Raw genomic sequence first — 16,220 nt, forward strand, 5'->3', positions numbered from 1 at the left:
CGTCCCGCCGGGGGCGGCCTTCACGGCTTTCCGGTGCCTTACACCTTGCTCGCCACCACCAGGTAGTTCTCGGCCTCGGGGTGGAACGTGCTCGTTTCCGTCCGGAGTCCGACCCGGTGCAACTCGGCTTCGAGTTCGCCGTACCGGTAGGGCCAGCACGACAGCAGTTCCGAGCGGACGAGAACCGGCCCGGCCGCATCGACTTGCGCGACCGCAATCTCGATGTGGTGCTCATCCTCCCAACGCGGTGCGATCTCCCAGCGGTAGACCACGACGGCAGCACGACCGTTCCGGCGGACGAGCCGGTCACCGATGTCCAGCCGGGACCCTCTGGCCCGCACGAGTTCCCACGTGCGGGAAGTCAGCACCAAGCGCCCGCCGGGGCGCAGGAGCCGTGACATCGACTCCAGAGCGGCAACCCTGCCCCTCGCGCCCACGGCGTGGTGCAGCGAGTTGCCGACGCAGAACACCATGTCGAAGGTGGCGTCATCGAAATGGCCGGGCAGCTCTTCCCAGTCCGCCCGCACTGTCCGGACAGCTGCCCCGAACTCCCCGGACAACTCCGCGGTCCGACGAACCATCGCTTCGCTGGCGTCAGTGGCGACAACCTGCAGACCGAGACCGGCGAGGCCGACCGCCAACTGGCCGGTTCCGCACGAACAATCGAGCACGTGAGCGTCGGACGGCAGGAGACGGAGGACGTCATCGAACGACGCAGCGAACTCGGCCGGAGCCAGCTTCCCATCGGAGATGAGCCACTCGTACACCTCAGCAAGCGCGCCATAACCCGTCACAACCACTACCTCCGTCACGCAGCCGACTCACGGTGGCACATCAGCAGGTCGGCCGCCGCTCCATTTTTCGGGGGCGGTGCCGCGAACCTCCGGCTGACTAGGCTTCCTGCGCCCGCGTGACGAAGGGTGCGGGGTCCGCCAGGACGCGGTGGATCACCCGGCCCGCGGCCCCGAGCGTGGCCGCGTCGCCGCCCAGCCGGGACGCCGTCAGCACCGGAGGCGTGCCGCGCAGGCCGCCGAGGCGCTGGGCCAGCACCTCCGACACCGGCCCGGACAGCCACGGGTACAGCTGGGTGAACACCCCGCCCAGCACAATGCGGTCGAGGTCCAGGAGGTTGACCGCCGACGTCAGCGCGATGCCGAGGGCGCGCCCGGCCGCCGCGCACGCCGCCAGCGCCGCCTCGTCGCCGCGTTCGAGAGCAGCCAGCAACGCCGGTACCGAGGCCGCGTTTCCCGCCGCCAGCAAGGCTTCCTGCCCGGCGTAGGTCTCCAAGCAGCCGCTGCCGCCGCAGCGGCAGGGCGCGCCTTCCGGGGCCACGACGACGTGCCCCAGCTCGCCGGCCAGGCCCGTCGCGCCCGAATACAGCACGCCGCCGACCACCAAGCCCGCACCGATGCCGATTTCGCCGGACACGTAAAGGAAGTCGTGTTCGCCGTCGCCGTACCAGAGCTCGCCGAGCGCCGCGAGGTTCGCTTCGTTGTCCAGCTCGACCGGGACCGGCAGCCGCAGCAGGTCGGCCGGGCGGACGTCCTGCCAGCCGAGGTTGGGGGCACTGAACAACACGCCGTCGCCGACCGGGCCGGACACCGCCAGCACCGCGCCCGCCGCCTCGAGCCCCAGTCGGTGCGCCTCGGCGAGCGCGTCGGTGGCCAGCTCCTGCAGCTCGCCCAGCACCTTCTTCGGCCGCGAGCCGCGGTTGTCGCGGTCACGGCGGGCGGCGACCCGGACCGCTCCGGTGAGGTCGAGCACACGCACGGCGAGGTAGTCGACGTTGACCTCCAGGCCCAGCGACGCCACCCGCGCCCCGCTGAGCACGAGGTCCACCCCCGGCCGGCCGCGTTCACCGGCACGCGCGGGGCCGGTCTCGGCGAGCAGGCCCGCGTCGACCAGGTCGCCGACGAGCTTCGAGATCGTGGACTTGGTGAGCCCGGTGACTTCCGCGAGCGCGGCCCGGGTGAGCGGGCCACCGCGGCCGACCGCGCCCAGCACGACCTCGAGGTTGCGGGCGCGCATCTCCTCGTGCCGCACGGCCTGCGTCATCGTGTCCTCCCGCGAAGCACTGTAACCCGGCCTCTTGACGCCCGGGACCCCCGCGGCGCATATTTAGTCTATAACGTGAACTAAATGAAGGGACAGTCATGAGCGACTACGCTCCCCAGCCGGCCGACAAGTTCACCTTCGGCCTCTGGACCGTGGGCTGGCCCGCGGCCGACCCGTTCGGGGTGGCGACGCGGCCGCCGCTGGACCCGGTGGAGAGCGTGCACCGCCTGGCCGAGCTCGGCGCCTACGGCGTGACCTTCCACGACGACGACCTGCTGGCCACCGAGCCGGACCGGGACAAGGCGATCGAGCGCTTCAAGAAAGCCCTCGCCGAGACCGGGCTGCACGTCCCGATGGCGACGACGAACCTGTTCACCCACCCGGTGTTCAAGGACGGCGGCCTGACCAGCAACGACCGCGACGTCCGCCGGTACGCGCTGCGGAAGGTGCGCCGCAACCTCGACCTGGCGGCCGAGCTGGGCGCGCAGACCTACGTCGTCTGGGGCGGCCGCGAAGGCGCCGAGTCCGACGCGGCGAAGGATGTCCGCGCGGCGCTGGACCGCTACAAGGAGGGCCTCGACCTGCTCGCCGACTACGTCGTCGAGAAGGGCTACCACCTGCGGTTCGCCCTCGAGCCCAAGCCGAACGAGCCGCGCGGCGACATCCTGCTGCCGACGATCGGGCACGCGCTGGGCTTCATCTCCCAGCTCGCGCGGCCGGAGCTGTTCGGGCTGAACCCGGAGGTCGGCCACGAGCAGATGGCGGGCCTCAACTTCGTGCACGGCATCTCCCAGGCGCTGTGGCAGGGCAAGCTGTTCCACATCGACCTCAACGGCCAGCACGGCCCGAAGTACGACCAGGACCTGATCTTCGGCCACGGCGACCTGAAGAGCGCGTTCTTCCTGGTCGACCTGCTGGAGAACGGCGGCTACGAAGGCCCGCGGCACTTCGACTACAAGCCGATGCGCACCGAAGACGCCGAAGACGTGTGGGTGTCGGCCGCGGCGAACATGCGGACCTACCTGATCCTCAAGGAGAAGTCGGCGGCGTTCCGGGCCGACCCGGAGGTCGCGGAGGCCCTCTCCGCGTCGCGGGTCCCGGACCTTTCGACGCCGACGCTGGCCGAGGGCGAGACGTTCGACGACGTCCTGAACGACGAGTTCGACCTCGACGCGGCGGCCGCACGCGGCTACCACTTCACCCGGCTCAACCAGCTCGCCCTGGAGCACCTGCTCGGCGTACGCTGACCGTTCGCTACGCCGCGGGAAGCACTCCCGCGGCGTAGCGGATCGCGCCCAGCAGGAGCGCGCGGAACGCCGGATCGGCGTACGACTCGCTCGTGTGGCCCAGCCCGGTGTAGAACGCCCGGCCCCGGCCCTGCGGGTGGCACCACGTGATCGGGTGGTCGGCGCCCATCCCGCCACCGGTGTAGCTGGACTCGTCCAGCGTCTGCAGCACCCGCACACGGCCACGCGGGTTGGTGCGGAAGTCGTACAGCTCGTCGGTCCGGGTCCACACCGGCGGCAGGTGGGCGGTCGCCGGGTGCGTGGCGTCTTCGGTCACGAACCGGGCCCGCTGGATCTCCGGGTGGCTGTCGAACCGGGCACCCAGCAGCTCTCCGTACCACGGCCAGTCGTACCCCGTGTCGGCCGCCGCGTGGACGCCGACATAGCCGCCGCCTCCCTCCACATAGGACTCGAACGCCGCCTGCCGGGCCGCGTCCAGCACCTCGCCGCTGGTCGACAGGAACACCACCACGTCGTGGTCGCGGGAGGCGGTGAACGCGTCCTCGGTCGCGGTGACGTCGAACCCGTGCGCCGCACCCAGCTCCCGGATCGCCTCGATCCCCGCCGGGATCGAGGCGTGCCGGTACCCGGCCGTCTTGGAGAACACCAGCACCCGCACGGGACGTCCCTTCACTCGGTGGCCGCCAGCAGGAGGGCCTTGACCTCGGTGGCGTGGATCTTCTCGCGCGCGAGCGCCGGGTCCGAGCACAGCAGCACGGGCCCGTCCCCGGGCGAGTCCGGCAGCCGGCCGTGGCTGCCGCGGACCGGGGCCGGATCCAGCGGCACGACCCGCATCGAATAGCGCAGGCCGAGCTTCTTGCGGACCAGCGCCGACGCCGCCTTGAGCTTCACCATCGGATCGGCCGGGTCGAAGAACAGCTCGGCCGGGTCGTAGCCGGGCTTGCGGTGGATCTCGACGGTCCTCGCGAAGTCCGGCGCGCGGTCGTCGTTCAGCCAGTAGTAGTAGGTGAACCACGCGTCCGGCTCGGCGATCGCCACCAGCTCGCCGGCCCGCTCGTGGTCGACGCCGATCCCGGCCTGGCCCGCGCGGTCGAGTACGACGTCCACTCCGGACAGTCCGGCGACGATGTCCCGCACGCGCGGGACATCCGCCGGATCGGCGACGTAGACGTGGGCGACCTGGTGGTCGGCGACCGCGAACGCCCGGGACGTCCACGGGTCCAGGTACTCCATGCCCGCCTGGACGTAGACGTTCAGCAGGCCCTCGCGGCGCAGCGCCCGGTTGACGTCGACCGGCCGGCTCGCGTTCGTGATGCCGTACTCCGACAGCGCGATGACGGTGTGCCCGCCCGCGGCCGCTTGCTCGAGCAGCGGCTTCAAAGCCGTGTCGAGCTCGCGCGCGGCCGCCGCGGCCTGGGGTGCGTCCGGGCCGAAGCGCTGCAGGTCGTAGTCGAGGTGCGGCAGGTAGACGAGCGTGGTGTCCGGCCGGTCCTCGGTCATGATCTTCCGGGCGGCGGCGATGATCCACTGCGACGACGTGATCGACGCCGTCGGGCCCCAGTAGGTGAACAGCGGGAACTCGCCGAGGTCGCCGACCAGCCGGTCGTGCAGCTGCGGCGGGTACGTGTAGCAGTCCGGCGACTTCTTGCCGTCGGCGTGGTAGATCGGGCGAGGGGTCACCGTGAGGTCGGTGGCCGCGCCCATCGCGTACCACCAGCAGACGTTCGCGACGCGGTGACCGGGGTGCGCGCGGCGCGCGGCGTCCCAGAACTTGTCGCCCTGGACCAGCTCGTTGTGCTGGCGCCACAGGAACACCTCGCCGAGTTCGCGGAAGTACCAGCCGTTGCCGACGATCCCGTGCCGCGCCGGGGTGAGGCCGGTGAGGAACGTCGACTGCACCGGGCAGGTGACCGCCGGGAACACGGTGTCGAGCTGCGCGGTGAAGCCGGGCTCGGCCATCGCGCGCAGGTTCGGCATGTGCGGGAGCAGCCGCGGCGTGAGCCCGACGACGTCGAGGACCAGCAAACTCATCCACGCACCTCTTCCAGGCCCAGGGTGGTCAGTTCCCGCCGGGTCCAGGCCAGCTCGGCCGCGATGCCCGCGACCAGCCCGGCGTCGTCGGCGGGTGCGTCCGGGAGCACCTGCCAGGTGTAGGTCTCGACTTCGACGTGGTCGGTGCGCGCGGCCGCGCCGCCGAACAGCTCGTGCAGAGCGGCCGCCAGTACCGGCCGGGTCGACGTCAGCGGTAACGCCGGGTCGGCGTGCAGCGGCACGTGGAAGTGCACCCGCCACGGGGATCGTCCGGGGAGGCCGCCGGCCAGCGCCAGGTCGAGGTCGTCGGCGCCGGGTGGCGGCCCTTCGTTGCTCTGGTGCAGGAATCGTGGCTCCACAAAGGACGCCAACGCGGCCCGCGTCACGGGATCCGCGGGATCGGTGGCCTCCAGCGCGGCCGACGCCTGAAGTTTGACGACCTCCAGCCCGGCGGCCTCGAGCCGGCCCAGCGCCGCGGCCGGCTCCTCGAAGCCGACCGCGAGGTGACAGGTGTCCAGGCAGATGCCGAGCCACTGTTTGTCCACTTCGGACAGCAGGGCCGCGGCCTGCGTGGTCGTCTCGATGACGCAGCCGGGCTCCGGCTCGAACGCCACCCGCACCGGCCGGTCCTGCGCCGCCAACCCCTTGGCGAGGACGTCGAGCTGCCCGTCGTCGCCCCGCCAGTCCGTGCGCCAGCCGAGCGGCAGGGTCGACACGCTGCCGCGCACGGCGTCGTCCGGCATCAGCTCGGCGAGCAGCCGCGCGAGGTCCAGGGTGTACCGGGTGCGCTCGGGCGTCGCCCAGTCCGGCCGGTACACCCGGTGCTTGACGACCGGGTCGTGGAAGCCCTGGTACGGGAATCCGTTGAAGGTGACGACCTCCAGGCCGCGCGCCGCCAGTTCGCGGCGCAGCCGGGCCACCGCGGCCGGGTCGCCGGCCAGCTCGGCGGCCACCGGCCGGGCCAGCCACAGGCCGAGCCCGAGCCGGTCCACGCCCAGGCGCTCGCGGACCGGTTCGCCGAAGCGGGCCAGCTGGGCGAGCACGCCGTCGAGGTCTTCGGCCTGGTGGACGTTGGTGCAGTAAGCGAGGTGGACAAGGGTGCCGTCACGGTGCCGGAACCTCACTTGCGCGCCCCCCGCAGGATCGAGTTGCCCGCGAACTCGGCTTCCGGCGCCTCGCCGGCCGGCGAGAGCCGCCCGCTCTGCCCGTAGAACTCGACGGGGTTGCGCCACAGCACCCGGTCGACGTCGTCCTCGGTGAACCCGGCGGCCAGCATCGCGTCGCCGGTCTTACGGGTCTTCAGCGGGTCGCTCTTGCCCCAGTCGGCGGCCGAGTTCACCAGCACCCGCTCGGTGCCGTACTCCTTCAGGATCGCGACCATCCGGTCTTCGTCCATCTTCGTGTCCGGGTAGATCGAGAAGCCCAGCCAGCAGCCGGACTCCTTGGCCATGGCCACGGTCAGCTCGTTCAGGTGGTCGAGCACCACCCGCTCCGGCGGGATGCCCGACTCGCGGACGACGGCGATGCTCCGCTCGGTCCCGGCCGCCTTGTCGCGGTGCGGGGTGTGCACCAGCGCCGGCAGGTCGTGGGCGATCGCCAGGGCGAGCTGCGCGGCGAACGCCTTGTCCTCCTCGGCGGTCATCGAGTCGTAGCCGATCTCGCCGACGGCGACCACGCCGTCCTTCTCCAGGTACCGCGGCAGCAGCTCGAGCACCGGGACGCAGCGCGGGTCGTTGGCTTCCTTCGGGTTGAGCGCGATCGTGCAGTGGTGGGCGATGCCGAACTGGCTCGCGCGGAACGGTTCCCAGCCGACCAGTGCGTCGAAGTAGTCGGTGAAGCTGCCCACGTTGGTGCGCGGCTGGCCGAGCCAGAACGCCGGTTCGACCAGCGCCCGGACACCGGCGGCGTGCATGGCCGCGTAGTCGTCGGTGGTCCGTGAGCTCATGTGGATGTGGGGGTCGAAGATGCGCATCAGCCGTCCTGTTCGTTCAGCAGGGTGCGGAGGTCGGCGGGGACTTCGCGGCCCGCCGCGGTGCGTTCGGCGGCGAAGTCCCGCAGCATGCGGAGCAGTTCTTCGTCGGTCCGGCGATCGAGGCCGGCCACCGCTTCCAGGGGGATGCCCATGAAGACGCACTTGAGGACGCCGTGGCGGTACGCGGGCGAGTCCAGGTGCGTGGCGGCGTACTCGCCCATCGCGGCGGCCACCAGGCGGGTGTCGTTGGTGCGGAGCGCGTCCGCGACCAGCTCGACCCCGGCGTCTCCTATGTCCACAGCGGACAGTCCATGAAGGACGGCTCGCTTCTCGGCCGCGTCGCCGTAGCGGTAGAGCTCGGGCATTTCCGCCGCGGCGCCGGGGGCCGCCTTGAGCAGCTCCACGCGGGCGGTGTCGGCCGCCGTCCGGCCGACCCGGCGGCCGACGGCGGGGAACACCGTGCGCAACACCGTCGCGTCGGCGGCCACCTTCCTCAAGGCTTCGTCGAGCCAGGCGTTCACGGCGTCACCGCCTTCCGCAGGAACTCCAGGGACTCGCGGGCGATCCGCGGGGCCGCGTGGCTGTCGCGTGGCAGTTCGACGGCGACCAGCCCGGGGTAGGGCTCGAGCGCGGCCAGCACCGGCGGGAAGTCGATCTCGCCCTGCCCGAACTCCAGGTGCTCGTGCGTGCCGCGGCGCATGTCGTCGATCTGGACGTTCACCAGCCGCGGCAGGGCCCGGCGCACGCAGTCGGGCACGGAGGCGGACTCGTTGCAGCGGCAGTGCCCGATGTCCAGCGTCAACCCGAACCGCTCCGGGTGACCGAGTCGTTCCGACAGGGCGAAGTACCCGTCGAGGTCCTCGACGAGCATCCCGGGCTCGGGTTCGAAGCCCAGCCGGACGTCGTGCTCGTCGGCGGCCTTGAGCACCTCCGCGCAGCCGTCGGCCAGGTGTGCCCAAGCCTCCTCGACGGGCAGCCCGGCGGGCTTGTTCCCGCTCCAGAAGGACACCGCCTCCGCTTCGAGGTCGGCGGCGATCCCGACCGCCCGCGTCAGGAACTCGACGCGGCGCGCGCGGTCGGGGTCGAGGAACGTCGGCGAATGCTTGCGCCACGGGTCCAGCAGGAACCGGGCGCCGGTCTCGATCACCACGGCGAGGCCGAGGGCGTCCAGGTCGGCGGCCAGCGAAGCGACCCGGCGGGCGAGGTCCGGCCCGAACGGGTCGAGGTGCTGGTGGTCGAGCGTCAGCGCGACGCCGTCGTACCCGAGGTCGGCGAGCACGCGCAGGGCGTCGCCGAGGCGGTGGTTGGCGAAGCCGTTGGTGCCGTACCCGAACCTCATGTCGGCGACACCTTCCGGCCGAGCGCCCGCGCGAGCGGGAACGCGGCGGCCACGGCCAGCGCCGAGCGCCACGCGCCGGCACGCGCGATCAGCCCGGCCTGCAGCGGGATCATGCCGTGGATGCCGGCCCCGACCGCCCGCCGGATCTTCGGCGCGGCCGGGTCGCGGACGGCGGCGTACTGCGCCCCGCCGGTGGTCACGGCGTACGTCCCGAGCAGCGCCGAGGACAGCGGCCCGCCCCGGCCGGCCGCGACGCCCACGCCGGCCGTCGCGACGAGGGTGGCCGCCGGCAGCGCGGGGCCGGCACCGTCCACTTCGGACCTCGACAGCGTTGTCACGGCGTACGTGTGCGCCCCGACCGTCAGCGCGGCGGGCAGCGCGGCTCTCCGCCCGCCCGCGCCGAGCAGGACGTCGAGGGTGCGGGCCGCCGCCATCGCGGCCGGGCCGAGCACGGTCTTCTTGAGCACGAAGTCATACGCCCACACGGTCGCGGCCAGCGGCACGGCGACGCGCAGGGCTCGCCGTCCGCCGGCGGCCGCGGCGACGGCCAGCCCGCCCGCGGTCAGCCCGGTGGCGACACCGAGCGCCGTCTCCGGCGAGACCCGGCCCGACGGGATCGGCCGTTCGGGGCGTTCGACCGCGTCGAGGTCGCGGTCGGCGTAGTCGTTGAGCGCCATGCCCGCCCAGTAGAGGCAGACCGAGGCGCCGGTCAGGGCGAGCGTCCGGCGTCCGAACGGCCAGCCCGACGCGGCGGCCCCGGCGACGGCGTCCCCCGGCACGGTCAGCGCGGCGGGCGCGCGGACGAGTTCGGCGAGCGCCTTCACCGGTGCGCCCACTCGCGCAGCGCGGTGTACTGCGACGCGAGGTCGGGCGGGCCGTCGCCGACCGGGTCCTTGAAGAAGAAGCCCAATTCGGTGACCGGTCCGGCCACGCCGTCGCGGCAGGCCTTGCCGGTCAGCCGGGCGAGGTCGAGCACCAGCGGCGCGGCGAGTGCGGAGTCGCAGCCCTGCCAGGTGAGCTGCAGCGTCATGCGCGTGCCGAGGAAGCCTTCGAACAGCACGTGGTCCCAGGCGGTCTTCCAGTCGCCGAGCGACGGCACGTGGTCGATGTGCACCTCGCCGTCGACCGGGTGGCCCAGGTTCTGGTCCAGCACCCGCTGCTTCGAGGCGTTCTTGCTCGCCGCGGCCGCGGGGTCGGCCAGCGTGGCGCCGTCGCCGCCGCCGAGCAGGTTCGTGCCCGACCAGGCCAGCACGTTCAGCCCGCGCTGGGCGAACATCGGCGCGAGCACGGACCGCAGCAGCGTCTCGCCGGTCTTGCCGTCCCGCCCCGCGTACGGCTGCCCGGTGGCACGGGCCAGTTCGTCGAGCGCGGGCAGCCGCGCCCCGGTGGACGGCGTGAAGTCGACAAATCCACAACCGGCCCGGAAGGCGGCGTAGGCGTACACCGAGCTGGCGGGCAGGACGTCTTCGTTCGCTTCGAGGGCAGCCAGGGAAGCGTGCGCGGGGTGCGGCGGGCACGGCGGTTCGGTGGAGGCGACGTTGAGGACGACGACGTGGTCCAGCCCCCGCCGGAACGCGGCCAGGTCGGCGATCACCTGGTCGATCGCCGCGCGGCCGCCCCCGGACGGCGCCGGCCGCAGCCGGGCCTCGGCGACGTCCAGCTCGGCCGCGACCGCACCGGGCAGCGACGCCGGCAGCACCCCGGCGGCCGCGAGCTGTTCGGCCCGCTTGACCAGCGGCGTGTCGACGACGTCGTGGCCGCCGAAGACCAGGTCCCCCAAGCCGGGCAGCGCAGCCCCGGCGAAGTCCGGCAGGTCGGTGACGCAGCCGGTGCGCGCGGCGAGCCCCGCCCGCAAGGCGGCGGCCCCGGCGACGGCGGTGGTGGCCACCGAGCCGCGCGCGCCGATCAGCCACACCCCGGTTTTCCCCATGGCTCCTCCAGTTCCCCGGTCCAACCCGCGCCGGCCCTGACGCGGGTCCACACAGCGAGAGATCACGCGCCGGCCCGGCGCGGCGGTACTGGGTTCTGTTGCCTGGCAGGAACTTCACGGCCGACGGTGCCGGCCCCCCGGTTTCACGATACCGGCAGAAACTCCCAAACCGGGACGCTTGGTCCGGACAATCTGGCAGACAGGGCGCCGCTGTCCGGCTGATCGCGGGACGCCGGATCGGTTCTCGCACAGCGGTAACCCGCCAGGCCGAAGCGGACCCCGGAAGACGAGCTCCAGCCCGTCAGGCGGAAGCCGTCCCGCGGAAACTGAGCGCACCGAGCGCCCCCACCAGCGGGGCCAGCTCCGGCCGCGTCTCCGCCTCCGCCAGCGCCTCGGCCAACGCCGTGTCGTGCGTCGGGCGGGCCGCCGTCAGCAACGCCTGGCCCGCCGGCGTCACCTCCGTGTAGATCCCGCGGCGGTCGTCCGCGCACAGGTACCGGGCGAGCAGCCCCCGGCCCTCCAGCCGCGCGACCAGGCGCGTCGTCGCGGACTGGCTGAGGACCACCGCGTTCGCGAGCTGGTTCATCCGCAGGTGGAAGCCGTCCTGGCGGGCCAGCACGTCCAGCACCGTGTACTCGCTCACCGACAGCTCGTGGTCGCGCTCGAGCGCGCGCTGCAGCCGGTCCTCGATCCGCGCGTGGAGCGCGGCCAGCGTCCGCCAGCCCTGCGCGCGTGCTTCGACGGCGTCGTCGTCCAGTGACACGGTTCACCCCTCTTCGGCTTGCGCGGACCGCCCGCCAAGTCGCAGGCTTGTGCAATATACGGCGTCTGCAACTATCTCGGACGCTTGTAGTTGCCAACGCCCTCATTCTACTCCGGGAAGAAGGAAGTTCCATGCCCGCCGCTCTGCTCGCACTGGCGATCAGCGCCTTCGGGATCGGCACCACCGAGTTCGTGATCATGGGCCTGCTGCCCGAGGTCGCGGGCGATTTCGGCGTCTCGATCCCGTCCGCAGGCCTGCTCATCTCCGGCTACGCGCTCGGCGTCGTCGTCGGTGCCCCCGTGCTCACCGCACTGGCCTCGCGGGTGCCGCGCAAGACCGTGCTGGTCGCCCTGATGGGCCTGTTCATCGCGGGCAACGTGCTCTCCGCGCTCGCCCCGAGCTACGGCCTGCTGATGACCGGCCGGGTCGTCGCCGCGCTGAGCCACGGCGCGTTCTTCGGCGTCGGCTCGGTCGTCGCCGCGTCGCTGGTCGCCCCGGCCAAGCAGGCCGGCGCCATCGCGCTGATGTTCACCGGGCTGACCGTGGCGAACGTGCTCGGCGTGCCCGCCGGCACCGCGCTCGGCCAGGCCTTCGGCTGGCGCTCGACGTTCTGGGTGGTCAGCGCGCTCGGCGTCGCCGGGGCGATCGGCATCCTCGCGCTGGTGCCGCACCAGGAACCGGACCCGGGCGCGGGCCTGCGCGGCGAACTCGCCGTGTTCCGCCGCCCGCAAGTGTGGCTCGCGCTGGTGATGACCGCGCTCGGCTTCGCCGGGGTGTTCGCGTCGTTCACCTACATCGCCCCGATGATGACCGAGGTCGCCGGCTTCTCCGGCGGCGCCGTCACCTGGCTGCTCGTGCTCTTCGGCGCCGGCCTGTTCGCCGGCAACCTGCTCGGCGGCAAGGCCGCGGACCGCAAGCTGATGCCCAGTCTCTACGTCATCCTCGCCGCGTTGGCGATCGTGCTCGTGGCGTTCGTGTTCACCGCGCACGCGAAGGTGCCCGCGGCGATCACGATCGTGCTGTTCGGCGCGGCCGGCTTCGCCACCGTGCCGCCGCTGCAGGCCCGCGTGCTGGCCAAGGCCGAGGGCGCCCCGGCGCTCGCGTCGGCGGCGAACATCGCCGCGTTCAACCTCGGCAACGCCGGCGGCGCGTGGCTCGGCGGCCAGGCCATCGACGCCGGCCTCGGCTACACGGCGCCCAACTGGATCGGCGCCGCGCTCGCCGCGGCGGGCCTCGCCGTGGCGCTCGGCTCCGGACTGCTCGACCGCAGGACTCCGGCTAGTTTCGAAGCCGGGGAGCGGGTACTCGCCCGATGAACCACCCACCGAAAGGACCCCTCGTGACCAGCGTGCCCGTCATCGAACTCACCAACGGCGTCCGGATGCCGCAACTCGGCTACGGCGTGTTCCAGGTCCCGGACGACGAGACCGCCACCGCCGTGAAAGCCGCTCTCGACGCGGGCTACCGCAGCATCGACACCGCCGCCGTCTACGGCAACGAAAAGGGCGTCGGCCAGGCGATCGCCGAGTCCGGCATCGCCCGCGACGAGCTGTTCGTCACCACGAAGCTGTGGAACTCGGCCCAGGGCTACGACTCGACGCTCAAGGCGTTCGACGCGAGCATGGCCAAGCTCGGCCTGGAGCAGCTGGACCTCTACCTGATCCACTGGCCGACGCCCAAGCGCGACAAGTACCTCGACACCTGGAAGGCGTTCGAGAAGCTGTACGCCGACGGCCGGGTCCGCGCGATCGGCGTCTCCAACTTCCAGCCGGCGCACCTCGAGCGCCTGCTCGACGCCGCCGAAGTCGCCCCCACGGTCAACCAGGTGGAGCTGCACCCGTACCTGCAGCAGCGCGAACTCCGCGAATTCGACGCCAAGCACGGCATCGCGACCGAGGCGTGGAGCCCGCTCGCCAAGGGCGGCAGCCTGCTCGGCGACCCGGTGATCGCGGAACTCGCGGTGAAGCACAGCCGCACGCCCGCCCAGATCGTGCTCCGCTGGCACCTGCAGCTCGGCAACGTGGTGATCCCGAAGTCGGTCACGCCGTCCCGGATCGAGGAGAACTTCGACCTGTTCGGGTTCACCCTCACGGAGGAGGAGATGGAGTCGCTGACCCCGCTGGACCGCGGTGAGCGCACCGGCCCGGACCCCGACACCTTCAACGCCGCCTGACCCGGCAAAGCCCCTCGAGGGACTCACGGAGTCCCTCGAGGGGCCGTTACGACGCCGTCCTTACCGCGTGACGGCCCACAGCTCCCACGTCCAGGTGGTGGGCCGGCACTCGAAGCGCACGAACCCGCCGGTCTGCACGTACCACTGGCCGTCGGAGTAGCAGTCGTACTCGTAGGCCGCCGGGTAGCTCCACTGGTACTTCATGATCTGGCTGTCCCCCGCGCTGGCCGGCGGCGCGAACACGACCGTTGACGCCAGCGCGCCCACGACGGCGGCGGCTGCCGCGAACTTCTTCACTCGTCTGTCCCCCGTTTGGTTCTCGGAACACGTACGCGGACAAACAATCACGAACCGGGCGCGCGTGTCTCCCGAACGAGTGAATTCGACGGCTTCGGCCGGTCACTGCTTGCGGGCGACTCCGCCCAAGGTCAGGAAGTTGAGCTCGCCCAGTGGGTGCAGCCGCGGGCCGTCCGGCCACCATTCGTGCAGGTAGACCAGCCCGGGCCGAAGCAGCTCGGTGCCGTCGAAGAACCCCGCGATCTGCTCGCGGGTGCGGTACACGCTGCCCAGGCCGGTGCCCTGGAAACTGGTCTCGAGCAGCCGCGCCAGCTCCTGGCGCGGCGAGTCCTCTTCCGGGTCGAAGTTGTGCGTGAGCAGCAGGAACGACCCGGGTGCGAGCGCGTCGACGTACTCCGCGACGATCGCCTTCGCGCGGTCGTAGTCGTCGATGTGGTGCACGATCGAGGTGAGGATCAGCGCCACCGGCCGGGTGAAGTCGAGGTACTCCTTGACGACCTCGTCGGCGAGGGTCTCGGCCGGGCGCGTCAGGTCGGCGCCGGTGACGTGGGTCAGGTAGTTCTCCTCGAGCAGCGCCCGGCCGTGCACCTGCACGACCGGGTCGTTGTCGACGTACACCACCTGCGCGTCCGGGTTGTACCGCTGGGCCACCTCGTGGGTGTTTTCCGCGGTGGGCATGCCGGAACCCAGGTCGAGGAACTGGTCGATGCCGCGTTTGCCGGCGAGGAACCGCACCGCGCGCACCAGCCAGTCGCGGTGCTCCTTCGCCATCGCCCGGGCGCCGGGTGCGATGGCCAGCAGCCGCCGCATCGCTTCGCGGTCGACCTCGTAGTGGTCGTGCCCGCCGAGGAGCGCGTCGGACAACCGGGCCAGGCTCGCCTTGCTGAAATCGAGGGAGGCCGCACCGCCCTCGGTCCCGGACCGCAGGTCGCCAGGCGTCATCCGCTGTTCTCCACTCTGCGCGTGGCGGCGACACCCCTGCCCGGGTTCGCTCACCCTGTCCGGCAACGGACAGTGCTCAGATTACGACATGGGGTGCACCAAGTGAACCGGCACAAGGGCCTTGCCTGCCAGGGATAACTACCCGAAACGGGGCTCGCGCCAAGACTTTCCCCCGTCCGTGGTCCGGTACACCGTGGAGCCGCCGAACCACAAACCGCGGTCACCGCGGAGGGCCCCACTACCCGAACCGAAGCTCCCCCCACGTCCTTCCCCCGTCCGTGGTCCGGTACACCGCGGAGCCGCCGAACGCGTCCGGCTGGCCGTCGACGACCACCCCGGTCGCGCCGCCGGGGAAGTCGAGGTCGGTCAACGCGAAGCCGCGGTCGGGCAGCTCGGTCGTCGTCCAGGTGCGGCCGCCGTCGGACGTGTGGTGCAGGAAGCCCACTCCGCCGCCCACGGCCGCGACCGTCGCCGATGCCGGTGAGGCCGCGGCGAAGCCCTGGTTGATGCCGGCGAACGGCGCCACCTCTTCCCCGCTGAACCGTGCGCCGAGCTGCGGGGCGTGGCGCAGCTGCCGCTCGGTGGAGCCCGGCTGCGGCGAGCCCGGGCTGCCGCTGCACAACGCCACGACCTGCTGCTCGCGGACCCCGGCGAGCGAGGCGACCTCGCCTTCCGGGCACGGCCCGTCCGCCGCCGTGAACCGGGCGCCGTCGCGGGAAGTCCAGTACTGCTCGGTGCCGTAGTCCGCGCCGAGCGCGACCTGCAGGCCACCGCCGACGGCCAGGTCGCCGTAGGTGAGGCCGCCGGTGACCGCGAAGCCGGGCACCGGGGCCAGCACCGGCGAGCCGGCGGTCGCCGAGTACAGCCGGGTCGAGCCGCGGCCCTCGCCGTAGGTGGTCAGCACGGCGTAGACGCGCCCACCGGTTTCGGCGATCTTCGACAGGTAGTACGGCTCCTGTGCACCGGCGAGGACGACCGGCTGCCAGGTGGCGCCGCCGTCGCGGGTCGTGCGCACGTGGACGCCGTCGCTGACGTAGGCGACGCGGTTGCCGAAGAACCGCAGCGCCACGTGGTTGTGGTTGTCCGGCAAGGCGACCGGCGGCGCGCCCAGCCGCCGCCAGTGCCGTCCGGCGTCGGTGGTGCCCAGCAGCGCCGGGCACCACGACTGCCCGCACGGCGAGTACCCCAGGACGTACCCGGTGTCCGGGCCGGTCCAGCTCGTCGAGGCGGGCTGGAAGCCCGGCGGGATCAGGGCTTCCGCTGTCGCGGGCGAGGCGAACGCGGCCAGCAGGGCGAGGACGGACACCAGCAGCGCACCGCGCCGGGGAGTTCTCATGATCACCTGACGCCCTGCGCGGGACCGGGGTTGCCCACCCACGCGCGAGTTGCGCCGCCCGGCTCAGTGCCGTGCGGCCGGCCGGGTGTCGGGGAGGTCGGCCATGAACCATACGTCGCTCAAGGCGGGGGCCGA

17 protein-coding genes are annotated in these 16,220 nt (G+C 72.4%); 3 read left to right on the forward strand and 14 right to left on the reverse strand.

Annotated features, from left to right (window positions below; genetic code table 11):
- Positions 1-38: 38 nt before the first annotated feature.
- Complete coding sequence (locus tag ACWED2_RS06680; protein WP_449689452.1) at positions 39-812, reverse strand: class I SAM-dependent methyltransferase; 774 nt, start codon at positions 810-812, stop codon at positions 39-41.
- Positions 813-891: 79 nt separating this feature from the next.
- Complete coding sequence (locus ACWED2_RS06685; protein ID WP_449689453.1) at positions 892-2,055, reverse strand: ROK family transcriptional regulator; 1,164 nt, start codon at positions 2,053-2,055, stop codon at positions 892-894.
- Positions 2,056-2,153: 98 nt separating this feature from the next.
- Between ACWED2_RS06685 and xylA the strand changes: the two genes are divergently transcribed.
- Positions 2,154-3,302, forward strand: a complete 1,149-nt coding sequence (gene xylA / locus ACWED2_RS06690; protein ID WP_449689454.1) for a xylose isomerase — start codon at positions 2,154-2,156, stop codon at positions 3,300-3,302.
- A 7-nt stretch (positions 3,303-3,309) separates the two neighbouring features.
- Here the strand turns inward: xylA and ACWED2_RS06695 are convergent, their stop codons facing one another.
- From ACWED2_RS06695 to ACWED2_RS06735, 9 genes are all read right to left on the reverse strand, one after another.
- Positions 3,310-3,960, reverse strand: a complete 651-nt coding sequence (locus ACWED2_RS06695) for a ThuA domain-containing protein (RefSeq protein WP_449689455.1) — start codon at positions 3,958-3,960, stop codon at positions 3,310-3,312.
- A gap of 11 nt (positions 3,961-3,971) precedes the next feature.
- A complete protein-coding gene (locus ACWED2_RS06700) occupies positions 3,972-5,333 on the reverse strand; it encodes an alkaline phosphatase family protein (protein WP_449689456.1) in 1,362 nt (453 codons plus the stop codon).
- Positions 5,330-6,457, reverse strand: coding sequence for a metabolite traffic protein EboE (gene eboE, locus ACWED2_RS06705; RefSeq protein ID WP_449689457.1), 1,128 nt, complete (start codon positions 6,455-6,457; stop codon positions 5,330-5,332). Before eboE ends, ACWED2_RS06700 begins: the two co-directional genes overlap by 4 nt.
- Positions 6,454-7,305 (reverse strand): TatD family hydrolase, encoded by an 852-nt coding sequence (locus ACWED2_RS06710; protein ID WP_449689458.1) that lies wholly within the window; start codon positions 7,303-7,305, stop codon positions 6,454-6,456. The genes eboE and ACWED2_RS06710 overlap by 4 nt, the downstream gene beginning before the upstream one ends.
- Positions 7,305-7,826 carry an EboA domain-containing protein gene (locus tag ACWED2_RS06715; protein ID WP_449689459.1) on the reverse strand — a complete coding sequence of 174 codons (522 nt, stop codon included), beginning with the start codon at positions 7,824-7,826 and terminating at the stop codon, positions 7,305-7,307. The genes ACWED2_RS06710 and ACWED2_RS06715 overlap by 1 nt, the downstream gene beginning before the upstream one ends.
- On the reverse strand, positions 7,823-8,644 hold the full coding sequence (locus ACWED2_RS06720) for a sugar phosphate isomerase/epimerase family protein (protein WP_449689460.1): 822 nt from the start codon (positions 8,642-8,644) through the stop codon (positions 7,823-7,825). The genes ACWED2_RS06715 and ACWED2_RS06720 overlap by 4 nt, the downstream gene beginning before the upstream one ends.
- Positions 8,641-9,468 (reverse strand): SCO3242 family prenyltransferase, encoded by an 828-nt coding sequence (locus tag ACWED2_RS06725; RefSeq protein ID WP_449689581.1) that lies wholly within the window; start codon positions 9,466-9,468, stop codon positions 8,641-8,643. The genes ACWED2_RS06720 and ACWED2_RS06725 overlap by 4 nt, the downstream gene beginning before the upstream one ends.
- Positions 9,465-10,574 carry an inositol-3-phosphate synthase gene (locus ACWED2_RS06730; RefSeq protein WP_449689461.1) on the reverse strand — a complete coding sequence of 370 codons (1,110 nt, stop codon included), beginning with the start codon at positions 10,572-10,574 and terminating at the stop codon, positions 9,465-9,467. The genes ACWED2_RS06725 and ACWED2_RS06730 overlap by 4 nt, the downstream gene beginning before the upstream one ends.
- Positions 10,575-10,875: 301 nt before the next feature.
- Positions 10,876-11,337 (reverse strand): MarR family winged helix-turn-helix transcriptional regulator, encoded by a 462-nt coding sequence (locus ACWED2_RS06735; RefSeq protein ID WP_449689462.1) that lies wholly within the window; start codon positions 11,335-11,337, stop codon positions 10,876-10,878.
- A gap of 131 nt (positions 11,338-11,468) precedes the next feature.
- On the opposite strand from ACWED2_RS06735, the gene ACWED2_RS06740 reads away from it, so the two are divergent.
- Together ACWED2_RS06740 and ACWED2_RS06745 are read left to right on the forward strand one after the other, a co-directional pair.
- Positions 11,469-12,653, forward strand: coding sequence for an MFS transporter (locus ACWED2_RS06740; protein WP_449689463.1), 1,185 nt, complete (start codon positions 11,469-11,471; stop codon positions 12,651-12,653).
- Positions 12,654-12,676: 23 nt separating this feature from the next.
- Positions 12,677-13,510: an aldo/keto reductase gene (locus ACWED2_RS06745; protein ID WP_449689464.1), complete on the forward strand. Its 834-nt coding sequence runs from the start codon at positions 12,677-12,679 to the stop codon at positions 13,508-13,510.
- 60 nt (positions 13,511-13,570) lie between these two features.
- Here the strand turns inward: ACWED2_RS06745 and ACWED2_RS06750 are convergent, their stop codons facing one another.
- From ACWED2_RS06750 to ACWED2_RS06760, 3 genes are all read right to left on the reverse strand, one after another.
- Positions 13,571-13,807 (reverse strand): hypothetical protein, encoded by a 237-nt coding sequence (locus ACWED2_RS06750; RefSeq protein WP_449689465.1) that lies wholly within the window; start codon positions 13,805-13,807, stop codon positions 13,571-13,573.
- A gap of 102 nt (positions 13,808-13,909) precedes the next feature.
- Positions 13,910-14,749 carry an SAM-dependent methyltransferase gene (locus tag ACWED2_RS06755; RefSeq protein WP_449689466.1) on the reverse strand — a complete coding sequence of 280 codons (840 nt, stop codon included), beginning with the start codon at positions 14,747-14,749 and terminating at the stop codon, positions 13,910-13,912.
- 238 nt (positions 14,750-14,987) lie between these two features.
- A complete protein-coding gene (locus ACWED2_RS06760) occupies positions 14,988-16,085 on the reverse strand; it encodes a hypothetical protein (protein WP_449689467.1) in 1,098 nt (365 codons plus the stop codon).
- Positions 16,086-16,220 lie beyond the last annotated feature (135 nt).

It is taken from the genome of Amycolatopsis sp. NPDC005003 (assembly GCF_053600695.1).

Coding starts and splice junctions, on each gene's coding strand:
- ACWED2_RS06685 (WP_449689453.1), bottom strand. CDS start 2,055: ATGACGCAGGCCGTGCGGCACGAGGAGATGCGCGCCCGCAACCTCGAG.
- xylA (WP_449689454.1), top strand. CDS start 2,154: ATGAGCGACTACGCTCCCCAGCCGGCCGACAAGTTCACCTTCGGCCTC.
- ACWED2_RS06700 (WP_449689456.1), bottom strand. CDS start 5,333: ATGAGTTTGCTGGTCCTCGACGTCGTCGGGCTCACGCCGCGGCTGCTC.
- ACWED2_RS06710 (WP_449689458.1), bottom strand. CDS start 7,305: ATGCGCATCTTCGACCCCCACATCCACATGAGCTCACGGACCACCGAC.
- ACWED2_RS06720 (WP_449689460.1), bottom strand. CDS start 8,644: ATGAGGTTCGGGTACGGCACCAACGGCTTCGCCAACCACCGCCTCGGC.
- ACWED2_RS06730 (WP_449689461.1), bottom strand. CDS start 10,574: ATGGGGAAAACCGGGGTGTGGCTGATCGGCGCGCGCGGCTCGGTGGCC.
- ACWED2_RS06740 (WP_449689463.1), top strand. CDS start 11,469: ATGCCCGCCGCTCTGCTCGCACTGGCGATCAGCGCCTTCGGGATCGGC.
- ACWED2_RS06755 (WP_449689466.1), bottom strand. CDS start 14,749: ATGACGCCTGGCGACCTGCGGTCCGGGACCGAGGGCGGTGCGGCCTCC.
- ACWED2_RS06760 (WP_449689467.1), bottom strand. CDS start 16,085: ATGAGAACTCCCCGGCGCGGTGCGCTGCTGGTGTCCGTCCTCGCCCTG.